Source organism: Yersinia antarctica (genome assembly GCF_056636475.1).
This window is the reverse complement of sequence record NZ_JBSJQF010000001.1, coordinates 4,196,336-4,214,303: the sequence shown is the minus strand read 5'-3', so window position 1 is coordinate 4,214,303 and position 17,968 is coordinate 4,196,336. Positions and strand designations below refer to the sequence as shown.

The window sequence follows — 17,968 nt, the reverse complement described above, 5'->3', positions numbered from 1 at the left end:
TGTAACCATCTGGCGGTTCAACGTGTTTTTCTTCTGTAGTAACGGAGTTCACTATGATTCGCTTCGCTGTTATTGGCACTAATTGGATCACCGCACGCTTTGTTGATGCCGCCCACGAAAGTGGCAAGATGAAACTGGTTGCCGTTTACTCCCGTAAGCTGGAACAGGCCCAAGAGTTTGGCGATGATTACAACGTTACTGACTGCTTTGATAATCTGGAAGCCTTGGCGACGAGTGACCAGATTGATGCGGTGTATATTGCCAGCCCGAACTCCCTACATTATCCCCAGGCAAGATTGTTCCTCAGCCATAAAAAACACGTTATTTGCGAGAAATCGCTGGCATCAAATCTGGCTGAAGTCGAAGCGCTGGTTGCCTGTGCCCGCGAACATCAGGTCGTGCTATTTGAAGCTTTTAAAACTGCCTATCTGCCTAACTTTATTCAGTTAAAGCAGGCACTGCCCAAGGTGGGAAAATTACGTAAAGTCACCATTAACTTCTGCCAATATTCATCACGTTACCAGCGCTACCTGAACGGCGAAAATCCCAACACCTTTAACCCGGCCTTTTCTAATGGCTCAATCATGGATATTGGTTACTACTGTTTGGCTAGCGCACTGGCATTATGGGGCGAGCCGAAATCAGTACTGGCCAGCGCCAGTTTGCTCCCCAGTGGGGTCGATGCCCACGGCACCGTCTGTATGAATTATGGCGATTTTGATGTGGTTCTCATCCATTCAAAAGTCAGCCAATCAGATATCCCCAGTGAAATTCAGGGGGAGGATGGTTCGCTGATTATTGAAAGTATCTCTGAATGTCTGTCTATCGCCTTTACCCCAAGAGGGGGCCATTCGGTGGATCTGACGCTGCCACAGCATATTAATACTATGCTGTATGAAGCTGAGGTTTTTGCCAATTTGGTGGAAAATGCGCAGGTAGAACACGCTGGTTTGCAGTTGTCGTTGCTCACCTCGCGTATTCAAACAGATATTCGCCGCCAGACTGGGGTTATTTTCCCAGCCGATACCCAGCCACCGGCTGTAAGTTAATTTACTTTCAATGATTGACCAGCAGCCCATTTTCCATTATTTTTGCGCGGCAAAGGGGAGTAACTTCATTGCCGGTCAGCCGTCATTACGGTGCGAAAGCACCCGGTTACCGGGCAACCTCATTATGTACTAGCACCTATGGGTGTTGTTACATTATCGGTGTTGTAAGTGAGACCTTGCCGGAAGGCGAGGTTTGCTTGCAGCTCAGACATAGCGGCTAGCGTCTTCCGACGTTGGCCGTTTTTGTTTTTAAGAGGTTTATGAATGATGAATACCGTGGGTACTCCCTTATTGTGGGGTGGTTTTGCTGTTATCGTGACGATTATGCTTGCCATCGATTTACTCCTACAGGGGCGTCGTGGTGCACAAACCATGACACTGCGTCAGGCTGCCTGCTGGTCTCTAGTGTGGATTAGTTTGTCTTTACTGTTTAATGCTGGTTTTTGGTGGTATCTGGCCGAAACAGTGGGGCGTGATATCGCCGACAAGCAAGCACTTGCCTTCCTGACTGGCTATCTGATCGAGAAAGCACTCGCCGTAGATAACGTCTTCGTTTGGTTAATGCTGTTTAGCTATTTTGCTGTTCCTGCCAATTTGCAGCGCCGGGTACTGATTTACGGTGTGCTGGGTGCGATTGTACTGCGTACTATTATGATCTTCGCCGGCAGTTGGCTGGTGTCGCAATTCAGTTGGATCCTGTATCTGTTTGGTGCTTTCCTGCTGTTTACCGGTATCAAAATGGCATTGGCAAAAGAAGACGATACTCCCATCGGTGAGAAACCACTGGTTCGCTGGATTCGTAATCACTTACGCATGACGGATGAGTTACATGGCGACCGCTTTACTGTGCGTAAAAATGGCCTGCTCTATGCAACACCACTAGTGCTGGTATTAATTCTGGTTGAGCTAAGTGATGTGATTTTTGCCGTTGACAGCATCCCAGCTATCTTCGCGGTGACCACCGATCCCTTTATTGTGTTGACCTCTAATCTGTTCGCTATTTTAGGTCTGCGTGCCATGTATTTCTTACTCGCAAACGTGGCCGAACGCTTCTCAATGTTGAAGTATGGTTTATCCGTCATTCTGGTGTTTATCGGTATCAAAATGATGATTATTGACCTGTTCCATATCCCTATTGGCATTTCATTAGGTGTGGTAGCCGGTATTCTGGCACTGACATTGTTAATTAATGTCTGGGTAAATCATCGTGCAGACCGCCGTTTAGCAGCAGATAAGACTATCCACAAGTAAGCTGCCTGACGCTACAATCTATTATGCGGGGGAGTAATAACCCCGCATTTATCCCGTATATTTCGCCACTCACCAAATGTTATTACGATCACATAAATGTAAACGAAATGTTATACAATATTGATCCGTATTGGATTTTGCTGATTGTCTTTTTCCTCGCCAATAGATTCCCTTATACTGTCAAAGCAAACACACCCAGTTACAAATAATATTAAGTTACAGGTGTGAACATAAGCGCTCAGTCCCGTTCCGGTTTGAGTGCTAAATGGGTAAAAAAATAAAACAAGTTTAACTTGGGAAGAGGCATCACTGGAAAACTATGGAAAAGACACCATCTGGATTTATCGGGTTTATCGCCCGTGGTAGTTTAGTTAAACAAATACTGGTCGGTTTGGTGGCGGGTATCATTTTGGCCGTGGTCTCTACCCCTGCAGCTACAGCCGTTGGTCTGCTCGGTACATTATTCGTTGGTGCATTGAAAGCTGTTGCACCGATATTGGTTTTGATGCTGGTCATGGCCTCCATTGCCAACCATAAACAGGGGCAAAAAACCAGTATCCGCCCTATTCTGTTTTTGTATCTATTGGGTACCTTTTCAGCCGCATTGATTGCTGTGGTGGTTAGCTTTATGTTCCCATCCACCCTTATTCTGGCGACCAATACTGCTGAAATCACCCCTCCCGGTGGGATTGTAGAAGTACTGAAAGGCTTGCTGAACAGCATAATTGCTAACCCGATTCATGCGCTGCTCAATGCCAACTATATCGGCATTCTGGCCTGGGCCGTGGGCTTGGGTATTGCCTTGCGTCATGCTGCGGATACCACTAAAGCCTTAATTAATGATATGTCTGATGCGGTGACCAAAGTGGTACGAGTGGTTATCCGTTTTGCGCCGCTGGGTATTTTTGGCTTGGTTGCCTCCACCATGGCAGAAACGGGTTTTGGCGTGTTACTGGGTTACGCACAGCTACTCATCGTATTAATTGGCTGTATGTTACTGGTGGCATTAGTAATAAACCCACTGATTGTGTATTGGAAAATTCGCCGTAACCCATATCCACTGGTCTTTGCCTGCTTGCGTGAAAGTGGTGTAACCGCCTTCTTTACCCGCAGTTCAGCGGCTAACATTCCCGTAAATATGGAAATGTGTAAGAAGATGAACCTGAATGAAGACACTTACTCAGTCTCCATTCCATTGGGTGCCACCATTAACATGGCCGGCGCGGCAATTACTATCACCGTGCTGACACTGGCGGCGGTACATACGCTGGGTATTCCGGTTGATTTACCCACAGCGCTGTTGCTGAGTGTAGTGGCTGCGGTCTGTGCCTGTGGTGCATCCGGGGTTGCCGGTGGCTCGCTGTTGCTGATCCCATTGGCTTGCGGCATGTTTGGTATTCCAAACGAAATAGCAATGCAAGTGGTCGCAGTTGGTTTCATTATCGGTGTGTTACAGGATTCAGCCGAAACCGCCCTGAACTCCTCCACCGATGTGCTGTTCACTGCCGCAGCCTGCCAGGCAGACGATGCCAGATTGGCTAATCCAGATCCACTGGCGAACCGTAAAAGCATCTGAATCAGGATAGTGTCATAACCCGTGGGGGCGATTACAGCCCCCAGTTTTATTGGGCGGCGTCTTCTTTTACCGCTTTCTTCTCAACCCGGAAAGGGTCTATTCCTTTAAGTTGCAGGCGACGGAAACGGATAATATTAAAACCGTTTAGCAGTAAGAAACTGCCTTCAATTAATGAGCCACCAATAGAGCCCAACCATACGTTATGGATAACCCAGCAGACGGTGGAGACCCACATCACACAACGGGTGGTCAGCCCATGGGTGCGAAACAGTGCCCAAGTACTAATTACCGTGCCAAAAATGGGCAATATTTCCACCGCATGTTGCATACGCCAAATACCAAAAGTCAGCGTCAGGATGATAAAGACCATCATCGCAATATTACTGCGCGTTTTAGCGGCTACCAGATTACGTAATGCGTTAAGCATGGCACTACTGCCGGCAGCACTGGCTCCCATCAGGAAGAAGTGGCAACCAATAATGGCACTGTATGCGGAAAGTTGAAGTTTGAAACGCCGTTCATCACGGTTGAAAAACATGGTGATACCGACAAAAAATGCCAGTACACCAATGGATTGAGCAAACCAATAGAAGGTCATGGTGGGGAGTCCTGAAGTGCAGTTACCCGCACTGAGTCTGACTGTTAATAATGAACCCCCTTCGTGCTTGAAGCCACAGGATTGTTAGCTGCCCTTTACTCGGCCCATCCATGGGCTTTATCTCGTTCAGGCCACTGCAAGCAGTGTTCAAATCAGCTCGGCAGATTTGTCACCCGAATCACTTACTTGAGTAAGCTCATCGGGGTTTATTCGCGGGCGGCCTACCTATGACGCCAATTACTTTGGGTATCGGAGCTTATTTATAAAAAATAAAACACCGTTTCATATTATTCGAAAGACATACTATTTACAAGGTTACACCACTTTTAAAGATCGCCAGTTCGCGGAAATCATTCACTTCATTGCGCGCCGGTTTACCATTGGCAATGTCGACAATCAACTCGACAAACTCAGTCAACAAGGTGTCCATTGAGGTGCCGTGAATCAACTTACCAGCATCAAAATCAATCCAATGTGGCTTTTTCGCTGCCAATTCACTGTTGGTTGCCAGTTTCACCGTCGGTACAAAACCACCGTAAGGTGTGCCACGACCAGTACTGAACAGCACCATATGGCAGCCAGCACCCGCCAAAGCACTGGTTGCCACCGCATCATTGCCCGGTGCGCTGAGCAGGTTCAAGCCGGGACGTTGCAAGCGCTCGCCATATTTCAGTACATCGACCACTTTGCTCTGACCCGCTTTCTGGGTGCAACCAAGGGATTTCTCTTCCAATGTGGTGATACCGCCCGCTTTATTACCCGGTGATGGGTTTTCATAAATCGGTTGGTTGTGAGCGATAAAGTACTGTTTGAAATCATTGACCATACTGACCGTCTTTTCAAAAGTCGCTTCATCGCGGCAACGGCTCATCAGAATACGTTCCGCACCAAACATCTCCGGTACTTCGGTCAGTACAGAAGTTCCGCCATTCGCAATAACATAGTCAGAGAAGCGCCCCAGCAGAGGGTTAGCCGTAATACCGGACAAACCATCAGAGCCGCCACATTCCAGACCAAATTTCAGTTCACTCAGTTTGCCCGGCACCCGTTGGTCATTACGCATCACCTGATAGAGCGCATGTAAATGCTCTAAACCGGCTTCAACTTCATCATCCTGCTGCTGGCAGACCATAAAGTGCACGCGATCTTCATCAACCTTGCCCAGCGTAGTTTGGAAAACATCTACCTGATTGTTTTCACAACCCAGGCCAATCACCAGCACCGCACCCGCGTTAGGGTGACGTACCATGTTTTGCAGCATGGTACGGGTATTTTCATGATCCTGACCCAGTTGTGAACAACCGAATGGGTGGCTGAACAGATAAACACCATCAATACCTTCTGCATCCTGAGTCTCTTTCAGGAAACGCTGCTGGATTTGGCGGGCGATGCCATTCACGCAACCAACAGTCGGCACTATCCACAATTCGTTGCGAATCCCCACATTACCGTTAGCACGACGGTAGATTTGTACCTCACGATCTGCCATTTGTGGTGGCAGGTCACTGAATTCCGGCTGATATTGATACTCATCCAGATCACTGAGGTTAGTCTTGGCATTTTGCGAATGAATATGTTCGCCCGGTTGGATGAGAATTAATGCATGGCCAATAGGCAAACCATACTTAACGATCATCTGACCCGGTTCGATCGCTGTTAAAGCAAACTTATGGCCACGGGCCACCGGCTGAGCCAGCTTAACGCTGAGCTCACCGGTTTCAATGACTTCATCTGCGGCCAGGTCTTGCAGTGCGACAGCAACATTATCCAGCGGGTGAATTTTTATAATACTTTGCATAGTTAAACCTTTAGCTATAGGCCGCTACCGCAGCTCTCATGCCACGATCAATGATTGTTTGCAGTTGCTCTGTCACCTGGTTGGCCAGTTGTGGAACGGCGGTCAAATCCTGCCCCCAATGGGTCGCATCAGACAGTACGCTGTTAACTAACTCAGCCAGAGTGATATCACTGTGTTTTACACCACTCCACAAGGTGGAAAAGCGTTCCAGCCAGTGAGCATCATCCTGCAACGGGTAAGTTTGACCCTCACGCTCACCACGGTAAAAGGCGATAAGGGCTGCCAGAGCAAAGGTCAGACGCGGTGGTAACTTACCTTGCTGCTGCTGGTAGGTTAGCAACTGTGGCAAAATACGCGTACGGAATTTAGTCATACCATTCAAGGCGATAGACAGCAGTTGATGCTGAATGAACGGGTTGCGGAACCGGCTTAATACCGCTTGCGAGAACGACAATAATTCGTCTTCTGGTAAATCCAATACCGGTACAATCTCTTCGGTAATGGTTTTCTCTACAAAGCTGCTGATTTGTGCGTCATCCATCGTCTGGCCGACAGTGTCCAGCCCAGAGAGGTATGCCACGGGTACCAGCGCGGTGTGTGCACCGTTCAGAATGGCAACTTTGCGTTCTTTATAGGGTTTGATGTCATCAACGATACGCACGTTCAGCTCAAGCTGATCGAGGCGCAGTTCCTGAGCCAGTTCTTTTGGCCCTTGAATAACAAACAGATAGAAGTATTCTGCGGTATCCAGGAAGCTGTCCTGATAACCCAGTTCGGTCTGTAAGGCAGCCACTTCATCACGCGGATAGCCTGTAACGATGCGGTCAACCAGCGTTGAACAGAAAGTATTGTTTTCCGTTAACCACTGGGTGAAAGCGGCAGGTAACTGCCAGTGACTGGCATAACGCAACACCAGTTCGCGCAGTGCTTCACCATTGTAATCAATCAGTTCGCAAGGCAGTAACACCCAACCTTTATCTGCGGCACTGGCAAAATGCTCGAAACGTTCAAACAGTAAACGGGTCAATTTAGCCGGGAAAGAGCTTGGGGGTGCGTCACTGAATTGGTCGGCTTCATTCCAGGCAATACCCGCTTCGGTGGTATTTGAGAACATAAAGCGGATATTGGCATCGCGGGCCAGCGCCAAATATTCATCGAACTGACGGTAAATATTGATCTCACGGTTAACTGAGCGGATCAGGCGGGATTCACGCACCGCTGCGCCCTGCTCATTCAAACCACGGATCACCGCAGTGTACAGACCATCCTGAGTACTGAGTGACGGTGGAAAATCAGTATCGATCGGGCGGATCACCACGATCCCGGCATTCAGATCGGTGTGTTCATTGAGTAAATCAATCTGCCAGTCAACAAAAGCACGCAGGAAGTTACCTTCGCCAAATTGAATGATCTTGTCAGGGTGGCTACGGCCGGGAAAGTCACGACGGTTTAGAGTTTGCATCAGGGTTCACCTCATAACGCATACAGCCATGGACCGGCATTACTGACAGTCCGTGCTTTGCAGGCAATCCTTTCTTTGTAGAGAAGGTCTTTACCGCAGTGCAGCCGGGCGTTAAATAAATAATGAGTTAGAGTTATACAGAGCCGCTAACCGGCCCTGTTATTTGTTATTCAAAGCGATTACAGCTCGATGGCAAAATATTGCTTCGCGTTATCGAAACAGATGTTTTTCACCATTGAACCCAGCAGTTCAATATCTGCCGGAGCTTCGCCATCTTCCACCCAGCGACCAATCATCTGGCACAGGATGCGACGGAAGTATTCATGGCGCGTATAAGACAAGAAGCTGCGGCTATCCGTCAGCATGCCAACGAAGCGGCTTAGCAAACCAAGTTGTGCCAGTTGGGTCATTTGGCGTTGCATGCCATCTTTCTGGTCGTTAAACCACCAGCCGGAACCGAACTGCATTTTCCCCGCAGCACCTTCGCCCTGGAAGTTGCCAACCATCGTGCCGATAACTTCGTTATCACGTGGGTTCAGGCAGTAAAGGATGGTTTTTGGTAATGCATTACGCAGGCCCTGAGCATCCAACAGACGGGACAGTGGCTGCGCCAGTGGTTGGTCATTGATGGAGTCAAAACCGATATCCGGCCCCACCAGGTTAAACATGCGGCTGTTATTGTTACGCAGAGCGCCGATGTGGTATTGCTGCACCCATTCACGGCGGTGATATTCGCCAGACAGGAATAGCAACACTGCGGTTTTAAACTGGGCGATCTCTTCAGTAGTGGGCTGATTACCGGCCAGACGGCGCGCCAGAATCGCATCCAACGTGGCTTCATCTGCTTCACCGTAGACCACGACGTCCAAGGCATGATCCGATACTTTACAGCCGTGCGCGGCAAAGTGGTCCATCCGTTTGTTCAGTGCCGTGCACAGATCGGCAAAGCGGCTGATAGAGGTATCAGCGGCAGCTTCCAAGCGTTGCATGTAGTCATTAAAACCAGCGGCTTCAATGTTGAAGGCCTTATCTGGACGCCAGCTTGGCAACACTTTGATGTTGAAACTGCCATCAGCAGCAATAGCTTTATGGTGGCGTAGGTCATCAATCGGGTCATCAGTGGTACCGACCATTTTTACATTCATCTGCTGCATAATGCCGCGCGCAGAGAAACGGTCCTGAGCCAGTAATTCGTTACCGCGTTGCCAGATCTCTTCTGACGTTGCAGGAGATAATAATTTACCTGTAATACCAAATGGACGGCGCAATTCAAGATGAGTCCAGTGATACAGCGGGTTACCAATAGTATGTGGAACCGTGGCAGCCCAAGCTTCGAACTTCTCACGATCACTGGCATCGCCGGTACACAAACGTTCTGCTACACCATTAGTCCGCATAGCACGCCATTTATAGTGGTCACCTTTCAACCAGATGTCATACAGATTCTTAAAGCGGTAGTTTTCTGCGATCTGTTCAGGGGGTAAATGGCAATGATAATCAAAGATCGGCTGATCTTTTGCGTAGTCATGATACAGACGACGGGCGAATTCGGTGTCCAGCAAAAAGTCTTCGGTCAAAAACTGCGACATATTAGGTTCCTCACTTGAGTACATCTTAGAGCACTGCTCTCTGTTATCGCGAAGTTATCACACCAATTTCATCTATCGTCCAGCATTTTTTTATCGATAGAGATCGCAAAAACCTAACAAAAAGAACAAATACTCAACATTTATAATCTATTTAGCCCCTTGCGGCACTAAGTCTGTCGGGTTCTATTATTCCCTAATTGAAAAGTGGTTTTTGTGATATCACTCAACTTTTAAATCTGTATGACAAGTTATTGTTGCGTCGCCCTCAGTCATCTCATCCGCATTGCTCTATCAAATGCGCTGATTTGACCCAAGCGGGAAGACACAAGCAAGAATGAGAGCAGCTACAGCACAGTTGCTCTCAATAGGAAGGGATACCCAAAGCAGTTGAAGCTCGTGACAGCACGTAGCCTCAACGCCAATAAGAAGGTATGACCCAACGTAATTGGTGTTACAGGTCGGCGGCAAACGAGTGAATCCGGCAAAACTGATTCCAGTCAGTGATGCGGGGGAATGAGAGCAGCTAACACCGCTGTAACGTCAATTAAGCAGGGTCGGGTACCACCACATGCACAGCGATGTAGGTTGGACCAAATTGCGCCATGAGACGCCGCTACAGGTCGCGCTTCATAGCAGTAATCTTAGACTGGGAGAAAGTTATAAATGATGCGTAAAATTAAAGGCTTACGCTGGTACATGATCGCTTTGGTCACCGTCGGCACCATATTGGGTTACTTAACACGTAATGCTATTGCGGTTGCCGCACCGACGTTGCAAGAGCAGTTACATATCACGACACAGCAATACTCTTACATCATTGCCGCTTATTCTGCTGCTTACACCCTGATGCAACCGGTAGCCGGTTATGTTCTGGATGTGATGGGCACCAAAGTGGGCTATGCCATGTTTGCCATTATGTGGGCCATCTTCTGTATGAGTACCGCGTTAGCCAGCAGTTGGGGCGGTTTAGCTATCGCTCGTGGTGCGGTAGGTATGGCAGAGGCTGCTATGATCCCAGCGGGCCTGAAGGCTAGTAGCGAATGGTTCCCGGCAAAAGAACGCTCCATTGCTGTAGGTTATTTTAACGTCGGTTCCTCTATCGGCGGCATGATTGCACCACCACTAGTGGTGTGGGCTATCGTGATGCACAGTTGGCAGATGGCATTTATCATCACCGGTGTGCTCAGTCTGATTTGGGCTATTGCCTGGTTAATCCTCTACAAACACCCGAAAGACCAGAAAAAACTGACTGATGAAGAACGTGAATACATCCTCAGTGGTCAGGAAGCACAGCACTCCACTGCTAACGCGAAAAAGATGTCTGCATTGCAGATTATCCGTAACCGTCAGTTCTGGGGCATTGCGATCCCGCGTTTCTTGGCAGAACCAGCTTGGGGAACATTTAACGCTTGGATCCCGCTATTCATGTTTAAAGCCTATGGCTTTAACCTGAAAGAAATCGCCATGTTCGCCTGGATGCCAATGCTGTTTGCCGATCTAGGCTGTATTTTGGGTGGCTACCTGCCGCCGTTGTTCCAGAAACACTTCAAAGTTAACCTGATTGTTTCCCGTAAGTTGGTGGTAACAATGGGTGGTCTGTTAATGATTGCACCGGGGACTATCGGCCTGTTCACTAGCCCTTATGCCGCTATCGCACTGCTGTGTGTTGGGGGCTTTGCTCACCAATCACTGTCCGGCGCACTGATTACGCTATCTTCCGACGTATTTGGTCGTAACGAAGTGGCCACCGCCAACGGGTTAACCGGTATGGCGGCCTGGACTGCCAGTACCATGTTCGCTCTGGTGGTGGGTGCGTTGGCAGACACCATGGGCTTCAGCCCGCTGTTTGCTGCACTGGCGGTATTTGATGTGTTAGCAGTAGTGGTTATCTGGACGGTACTGCAAAACCGCCCGGCGGTTGAACCTGCAATCGATCCGATACAACAGGCACCTGCCGGACAGAACTAATCTGACTAGTCATTATTGAGCCATTGGTTCGACTCCAGCCCGGTAATCATTTACCGGGCTTTTTACTTCTTCTTTGCCCTGAGTTTAGGACGTATTTTCCATCACAACTGTGATAGCAATGACTAGAACCCAATAGGGATAAGTGGTATAACAAGTCCAATTGTATCTCGTTCGGGATATCATGCCTTCCAGACAAAATGAGCCGCAAAATTTGCTGCCTCAATTGATCCCAAGAGCCTTAATCATGGAATTCACAGAAACCAGACGGTTGTACCAGCAGTTAGCCGCAGAGTTAAAGCAGCGCATCGAAGCGGGTGTTTATCCGGTGGGGGATAAATTGCCGGCAGAACGCTACATTTCAGAAGAGATGAATGTCAGCCGCACCGTGGTCCGTGAAGCGATTATCATGCTGGAAGTAGAGGGTTACGTCGAAGTGCGTAAAGGCTCCGGCATCCACGTGATGTCGAATCAGCAAAAGCACCTCGTGATGCCCAACCACAGCATTGAATTCGCCACCGCAGGCCCCTTTGAGCTATTACAGGCCCGCCAGTTGATCGAAAGTAATATTGCTGAATTTGCCGCCACTCAGGTTACGCGGCAAGATATCGTGCAATTAATCGAGATCCAAAAGCATGCGCGCCAGGAAGATCGCTTCCGTGATTCACAATGGGATCTGAAATTCCACGTGCAGGTTGCTCTGGCCACCCAAAATACCGCCATGGCAACGATTGTCGAAAAAATGTGGAGCCAGCGGGTACATAACCCTTACTGGATCAAATTGCATGAGCATATCGATGATAAATCGATCGAGAGCTGGTGCGAAGATCACGACAGGATCCTTGAGGCACTGATGCGTAAAGATCCTTACGCCAGTAAACTTGCTATGTGGCAACATCTGGAAAATACCAAGCAGATGCTGTTTCGTGCTACTACCGATGATTTTGAATTTAATGTGGATCGTTATTTATTCACAGAAAACCCCGTTGTTCATCTCGATAATCTGATGATGAATAACAATATGGTCGCGAATAGTAAAAGCTGATCCTTGCCCGGATTGTTGCAGGCCATGGGAAGAGAAACTGATTCTTTTCTTTCTCTTCCCGGTCTGATTATGCTGCTTTGTAGTCAGTAAATGTCGACTTCTGTCAACAAACGTCAGTATCAAGCCTATTTTTAAACCATTGCTTAATAAACACCCAGTAGGTCTCTATATTTCCCTGTTTCATATCCCGCTATTTTGCTAAAGTGGCAGCACTTTTTTACTTGGGTGCTTTGGGAGCGAAACGCAAAAACATGCGCTGGTTGTTTGCTCTATTTATTGCAGTGTCTGGCTGGGCCGGTTCGGTCTCCGGCAACCTGCTATCGCCCACTCATTCTACCCCATCCGGCATGGCGCTCTCAGCGCTGAGTTCTGTTTATCATGACCACCACGATGTTAGCGACACGCCATCATCTGTAAGTGCATTTTCACCTTACCTGCACCTGCAAAATAAGGTCATCTCCTCCCAATTACGTCTGATGGGTTTGCCGGTCAAAAAAACGGCCATAAAGAATCGGCTGGGTGCCACCAAGTTTACTGGCTCAGCCAATCCGTCGTTGGCCAATAACTCATGGTCTGGGGCATATCTGCCGATGTCTCGCAACAGTCGGGCGGATGAAATATACAAACAGCCGAGGCAATCACTGCCACTGCTTAACTACTCCAACTGGATGTTCCATGTATCGACACAGCAAAATCGTGTGGGTGGCTGGAAAGAGAGTAATATTCAATATAGCGGGATGCTTACCTACCACCATGATGGTCAGTTGTCGTAGCTGTCCAGGCAGTTACAGCGAGAAGTATATTTACCTATTGATATCAGCGAATTGGTTTGTTTTTAACACATTTATCAAAACCATCGCTTAAACACGAAAAGCCATCCGTTATTTTTGCGAGTCGTGTTTATAAACTAACGAATATACCCAAAGTAATTGGTATTGCAGTCAGGCAAAACGAACGAATCCCGCCCATTGATTAGCATCTCAGTGATTCGGGTAAGAAAGCGCCGCTGCAACGTCAGGTAAGAAGGGTATACAACAATGACGTTTTAGGAATACCAGATGGATATCATTAAAGAACTCTTACATGCTCTATGGGCACAAGACTATGAGACACTCGCGAACCCGTCTCTGGTATGGGCCATTTATATCCTGCTGTTTGTCATACTTTTCCTGGAGAATGGCTTGCTGCCAGCAGCCTTTTTACCAGGCGATAGTCTGCTGATTCTGGTTGGTGTACTGATTGCAAAAGGTGCAATGAGTTTCCCTGTGACCCTCGTGGTATTGACTACTGCCGCCAGCCTTGGATGCTGGGTCAGTTATATTCAGGGTCGATGGCTGGGGAATACGAAAGTAGTACAGGGCTGGTTGTCTCATCTACCCGCTCATTACCACCAGCGCGCCCATAATTTGTTCCATCGCCATGGTTTATCAGCCCTACTGGTAGGCCGTTTCTTGGCATTTGTGCGTACCTTGTTGCCAACTATTGCCGGGCTTTCAGGCCTGAACAACGCCCGTTTTCAGTTCTTCAACTGGATGAGCGGTTTCCTGTGGGTATTGATCCTGACAACCATGGGCTTTGCCTTTGGTAAAACCCCCGTATTCCTAAAATATGAAGACGAAGTGATGTTCGTCCTGATGTTATTGCCACTGGCACTATTGGTGATTGGCTTGTTTGGTTCTTTATATGTGCTTTGGCGCAAAAAAAATACGCCGCCGGTTGCCGATAGCAATGACAATAATAAAGGTAAGCCAGAGTGATCAACCTCAGGGGCCGTTTCGGCCGCCCGGTCTGGCACTATCTTATCTTGCCAGTTACAGCGTTGTTGCTGGCAGCCCTGTTGTTTACGCCGATCATTTTGCGCACAGAAAGTGCGTTGAAAATTCGACCTAACCAACAGGGGTTGTCCTTGCCTGATGGGTTTTATCTGTATCAACATCTCGATCAACGTGGAATTCGGATAAAAAGCATCACTCCAGAGGATGATAGCCTGGTGGTGAGCCTGGAATCCCCAGAACAGCAGAAAGAAGCCATTGTCGTTTTACAGGATATCTTGCCGAGTGGTTATGTGATTGTCTCGAGCGAGTCCAAGAAACGTCAGCGTCTGTTGCCTGCATTCAGAAATACCCCACAGAAAGTGGGATAATTATTGCTGCGGGGAGCGAAATCCCCGTAGTCATCTCTTGTTTTTCGTCCATTTATTCCGCTGATATCTGATTAATCTATAAAAAATCCTGTGGTAAACTTGGGTATCACATAATTCAGCGCTATGCTTAAACATTCACGGCAACCTGTTTCGTCCCTGACTCTTGCTGTAAAAGGAAGCAATACTATGTTGTTACGTCACTCTCTCCTGTTGGTTTTACCCATTGTCGTGTTTTGTAATGTTGCTCAGGCAGTGGTAGACAATGAATGCGATATAAAAGCCAAAGAAATCCAACAACAGATAGATTATGCCAAACAACATGGCAATACCCGCCGCGCTGCTGGTCTGGCAACAGCCTTAAAAGAAGTAAAGAGCAATTGCACGGCGGAGAGCCTAAAGGCCGAACGACAACAAAAAATCAGACAAAAGCAGCACAAAGTCACTGAGCGTCAGCAAGAGTTAAAAGAGGCTCAGCAAAAAGGTGATGCTAGCAAAATTACCAAGCAGCAGAAGAAGTTAGTGGAAGCACAAGCTGAGTTAAAGCAAGCTCAGGCACAAAAGTAGCAACTCCGGTTTTAAATACGAGAATGGCGACTCATCAGGGTTATTTAAGATTATTAACCTTTTAACCTTGTAAAATATTCGCTACGTTATGTATTCACCTCAGTTATGTTAAGGAGCTATTACATGCCACAAGATAAAACCTCTGAACATTTACGCGCTGAACTTAAGTCACTGGCAGATACTTTGGAAGAAGTGCTGCAAACTTCGACCGATAAGCCGAAAGCTGAGTTAGAAAAGCTGCGAGCCAAAGCGGAAAGCGCGTTGAAAGATACTCGCGAGCGTCTGAGCGAAACCGGCGATAAAATCGCAGCCCAAACTAAAGAAATTGCTGATAAAGCAGATACCTATGTTCACGACAATCCTTGGACTGGCGTAGGCATCGGTGCTGCTGTCGGCGTGGTGTTAGGCGTTCTGTTGTCTCGCCGCTGATTATGGCTGAGCTTCCTCACACTCAGGGCCCCGGTAAAGGGGTCCTCGATACTGTTCATCGTATCGCTACCATTGTGGTAGGCATGGTTGAAACCCGTGTACGTCTGGCTGCTATTGAGCTGGAAGAGGAAAAAGCAACACTGGTTCAGTTGCTGATGATGGCAGGGATTACCTTGCTGTTTACCGCTTTCGGGTTGATGAGTCTGCTGGTATTAGTCATATGGGGTATTGATCCTGCCTATCGTTTAATGGCGCTTGGCACTACCACTGCCGTGCTATTAGCACTAGCGATAATCGGTATTATCTGGACTCTCACCAAGGCGCGCCGCTCCACACTGCTGGGTTCTACCCGTAAGCAACTGGAAACGGATCGCGAGTTATTGGAGAAAGAGCGTTGAGCCGCCGTAAATTAGCACAGGAAAAGGCCGCATTGTTACATGAGATCCAGCAGCAACGTCTGGATCTCGCCAACAGTGCCACACATTGGCTTGAGGTCACTGCACCTTATGATCGCGGTTGGGCACAAATCGTCGGTATGCGAAAATATTTGATGATTGGCTCCAGCCTGGTCGCGCTATACGGTATCCGCCACCCGAGTAAATTCATCCGCTGGTCGCGTCGGGCGGTTGGGTTATGGGGAACTATCCGATTGTTTCGTAACACTTTTCTCTTACGTTAACCTGCCGTTACTTCACTTGGTGGCATATCGGTATCTCATGCGGGCTACTGACTGCCCTTCCCCATTTCTTATGCCTAAACAGACCATTTTTCGGCTTTAATCTGCTTACACTTCAGTTTTTTTGATAAAAACAGACAGTTTTACTTGCTAACAACTTCTCAACTTCTCAACTAACATTCTCTCATCAACTCAGGGCCCCATTCCCGAACGAAACGCAACAAACCATCATGCGTTATGCAGCGAGTAGATACTCTAAAAATACCTCATTCGGTGAGCTGTATTCCAGAGATTTGCGCCCCCGAGTGTTGAGGATGTGCTCCAGTCTCGCAATATCTTCATCGCTGACGCCATTAAAATCGGTTCCTTTCGGATAAAACCGCCGTATCAGACCGTTGGTATGCTCATTCAACCCCCGCTCCCAGGAATGATAAGGCCGGGCAAAGTAAACCTTTGCGCCCGTTACCTGAGTGATGTCCTTATGTTTCGCAAACTCGGGTCCGTTATCTGCCGTCAGGGTTTTAAACTCACAGAAAGTATTCGCCACGATGTCCCTGAACGCTTCCACGACGCTCTCAGCGCACTTATTGGGGAGTTTACGGATAATGACCTGCTTTGTGGCTTTGTCCACGACCGTCAGCAGGAATGACTTCTGGTCTTTGCCAAAAATCGTATCGATTTCAACATGCCCGGGAACCTGTTTGAGTTCAGCCTCAGCAGGCCTGTGCTCAATGCCAACCCTGTCCGGGATGGGCGTGCGTCCGGGCTCACCCGTATCATAGCGATAGCGTTTACCCCGGTGAGGGAGCTGAAGGTAAAGCTTACCGCCAGCCTGTCTGTCCGAACGGATATAGCGGTAGAGGGTATTTTTGCTGACGGCGATATCAAACTGGATTTTCAGTCTCCCAGAGATAACCTCAGGGGAGGTATGTACAGCCAGCGCCTGCCGGAGAAAGTCTTGTGTCTGCTGGCCCAGAGGGAAACAGGCATTGTGTGCCGAGGTGGCGCCCCGCCGTTGTCTGGCTAAGGCATCAGCGCGTCTGGAGGAGTAAAGTCCGTTGAAGGCGGGGTCCGTATTACGTCTGAGCTCCCGGCTCAGGGTAGAGCGAGAGACGCCGAGCTCTCTGGCAATGCAGGACTGATTAACGCCTTCAGCTTTTCGTTTTTCGATGTAAAAGCGCTCATGCTGAGTCAAATGTTTTCCCTTCATGCAACAGGGTCTCCGACAGGGTCAATACGGCTATTTTATCCGTACCTGACCGGTGGGTCACTTTGTTGCATTTCGTTTGGGAATTGGCGAGGGAGTTTGCGGGATAACACCGGCAAGCGACCACACACAAGCACCTTTGATTAACCATTAACGCCCGCAGATGCCAGGCATTAATAGAACAACTTTTTGGAGAAGTCGTCGATGAACAAATTACAAGATACTGGCCTGTTGGTAGCACGCATTCTGATGCCGATTCTGTTTATTGTAGCCGGTTACGGCAAAATGGGTGATGCCTATGCTGGCACGCAACAATATATGCAAGCGATGGGTGTCCCAGGCTTCTTCCTACCATTGACCATTTTGCTGGAATTTGGCGGCGGTCTGGCAATTTTGTTTGGTTTCCTGACCCGTACCACTGCACTGTTCACCGCGGGTTTCACTATTCTGACGGCACTTATCTTCCACACTAACTTTGCGGAAGGCGTTAACCAGTTGATGTTCATGAAAAACCTAACCATCGCTGGCGGTTTCATTGTGTTGGCGGTTGCCGGCCCGGGTGGTTTCAGTATTGACCGCCTGCTGGGTAAGAAGTGGTAAGGCTATACTATAAAAT

The 17,968-nt window shown here is 48.3% G+C and carries 18 protein-coding genes; 13 read left to right on the top strand and 5 right to left on the bottom strand.

The genetic code is table 11. The features are described from left to right. Window positions 1-53: 53 nt before the first annotated feature. The 3 genes from ACWJJO_RS19505 (at window position 54) to sstT (ending at window position 3,876) form a co-directional block, all read left to right on the top strand. Window positions 54-1,049, top strand: a complete 996-nt coding sequence (locus ACWJJO_RS19505) for a Gfo/Idh/MocA family protein (RefSeq protein WP_083162340.1) — start codon at window positions 54-56, stop codon at window positions 1,047-1,049. Between the two features lie 264 nt (window positions 1,050-1,313). Continuing rightward, window positions 1,314-2,300, top strand: coding sequence for a TerC family protein (locus tag ACWJJO_RS19500; RefSeq protein WP_083162338.1), 987 nt, complete (start codon window positions 1,314-1,316; stop codon window positions 2,298-2,300). Window positions 2,301-2,619: 319 nt separating this feature from the next. Further along, the gene (sstT, locus tag ACWJJO_RS19495; protein ID WP_083162336.1) at window positions 2,620-3,876 is read left to right on the top strand and encodes a serine/threonine transporter SstT; all 1,257 of its coding nucleotides are present in this window, start codon (window positions 2,620-2,622) and stop codon (window positions 3,874-3,876) included. A gap of 46 nt (window positions 3,877-3,922) precedes the next feature. Here sstT and ACWJJO_RS19490 read toward each other — a convergent pair whose 3' ends face one another. The 4 genes from ACWJJO_RS19490 to uxaC form a co-directional block, all read right to left on the bottom strand. Then, a complete protein-coding gene (locus ACWJJO_RS19490; protein WP_083162334.1) occupies window positions 3,923-4,474 on the bottom strand; it encodes a YgjV family protein in 552 nt (183 codons plus the stop codon). Between the two features lie 307 nt (window positions 4,475-4,781). Continuing rightward, the gene (locus ACWJJO_RS19485; protein ID WP_083162332.1) at window positions 4,782-6,272 is read right to left on the bottom strand and encodes a UxaA family hydrolase; all 1,491 of its coding nucleotides are present in this window, start codon (window positions 6,270-6,272) and stop codon (window positions 4,782-4,784) included. A 10-nt stretch (window positions 6,273-6,282) separates the two neighbouring features. After that, window positions 6,283-7,734: a tagaturonate reductase gene (locus tag ACWJJO_RS19480; RefSeq protein ID WP_481091417.1), complete on the bottom strand. Its 1,452-nt coding sequence runs from the start codon at window positions 7,732-7,734 to the stop codon at window positions 6,283-6,285. Between the two features lie 179 nt (window positions 7,735-7,913). Then, window positions 7,914-9,323, bottom strand: coding sequence for a glucuronate isomerase (gene uxaC, locus ACWJJO_RS19475; protein ID WP_442850603.1), 1,410 nt, complete (start codon window positions 9,321-9,323; stop codon window positions 7,914-7,916). A 663-nt stretch (window positions 9,324-9,986) separates the two neighbouring features. Between uxaC and ACWJJO_RS19470 the strand changes: the two genes are divergently transcribed. The 9 genes from ACWJJO_RS19470 to ACWJJO_RS19430 all read left to right on the top strand — a co-directional run bounded on the left by ACWJJO_RS19470 (window position 9,987) and on the right by ACWJJO_RS19430 (window position 16,148). Beyond that, window positions 9,987-11,291 carry an MFS transporter gene (locus tag ACWJJO_RS19470; RefSeq protein WP_083162326.1) on the top strand — a complete coding sequence of 435 codons (1,305 nt, stop codon included), beginning with the start codon at window positions 9,987-9,989 and terminating at the stop codon, window positions 11,289-11,291. A gap of 244 nt (window positions 11,292-11,535) precedes the next feature. After that, window positions 11,536-12,333: a transcriptional regulator ExuR gene (exuR, locus tag ACWJJO_RS19465; RefSeq protein ID WP_083162325.1), complete on the top strand. Its 798-nt coding sequence runs from the start codon at window positions 11,536-11,538 to the stop codon at window positions 12,331-12,333. Window positions 12,334-12,584: 251 nt separating this feature from the next. Beyond that, entirely contained in the window at window positions 12,585-13,106 is a 522-nt protein-coding gene (locus tag ACWJJO_RS19460) for a hypothetical protein (protein ID WP_193784768.1), read from the top strand. Window positions 13,107-13,391: 285 nt separating this feature from the next. Continuing rightward, window positions 13,392-14,090: a DedA family protein gene (locus ACWJJO_RS19455; RefSeq protein WP_083162324.1), complete on the top strand. Its 699-nt coding sequence runs from the start codon at window positions 13,392-13,394 to the stop codon at window positions 14,088-14,090. Continuing rightward, the gene (mzrA, locus tag ACWJJO_RS19450; RefSeq protein ID WP_083162323.1) at window positions 14,087-14,476 is read left to right on the top strand and encodes an EnvZ/OmpR regulon moderator MzrA; all 390 of its coding nucleotides are present in this window, start codon (window positions 14,087-14,089) and stop codon (window positions 14,474-14,476) included. The genes ACWJJO_RS19455 and mzrA overlap by 4 nt, the downstream gene beginning before the upstream one ends. 186 nt (window positions 14,477-14,662) lie before the next feature. Then, window positions 14,663-15,040: a DUF1090 domain-containing protein gene (locus tag ACWJJO_RS19445; RefSeq protein ID WP_102970527.1), complete on the top strand. Its 378-nt coding sequence runs from the start codon at window positions 14,663-14,665 to the stop codon at window positions 15,038-15,040. A 123-nt stretch (window positions 15,041-15,163) separates the two neighbouring features. Further along, window positions 15,164-15,469: an ElaB/YgaM/YqjD family protein gene (locus ACWJJO_RS19440; protein WP_083162322.1), complete on the top strand. Its 306-nt coding sequence runs from the start codon at window positions 15,164-15,166 to the stop codon at window positions 15,467-15,469. A gap of 2 nt (window positions 15,470-15,471) precedes the next feature. Then, window positions 15,472-15,867: a phage holin family protein gene (locus ACWJJO_RS19435; RefSeq protein ID WP_083162321.1), complete on the top strand. Its 396-nt coding sequence runs from the start codon at window positions 15,472-15,474 to the stop codon at window positions 15,865-15,867. Beyond that, window positions 15,864-16,148 (top strand): YqjK-like family protein, encoded by a 285-nt coding sequence (locus tag ACWJJO_RS19430; protein WP_372569689.1) that lies wholly within the window; start codon window positions 15,864-15,866, stop codon window positions 16,146-16,148. The genes ACWJJO_RS19435 and ACWJJO_RS19430 overlap by 4 nt, the downstream gene beginning before the upstream one ends. A 232-nt stretch (window positions 16,149-16,380) precedes the next feature. Here ACWJJO_RS19430 and ACWJJO_RS19425 read toward each other — a convergent pair whose 3' ends face one another. Next, a complete protein-coding gene (locus tag ACWJJO_RS19425; RefSeq protein ID WP_481090518.1) occupies window positions 16,381-17,355 on the bottom strand; it encodes an IS30 family transposase in 975 nt (324 codons plus the stop codon). A gap of 201 nt (window positions 17,356-17,556) precedes the next feature. On the opposite strand from ACWJJO_RS19425, the gene ACWJJO_RS19420 reads away from it, so the two are divergent. Continuing rightward, window positions 17,557-17,952, top strand: a complete 396-nt coding sequence (locus tag ACWJJO_RS19420; protein WP_004714887.1) for a DoxX family protein — start codon at window positions 17,557-17,559, stop codon at window positions 17,950-17,952. Window positions 17,953-17,968: the final 16 nt, after the last annotated feature.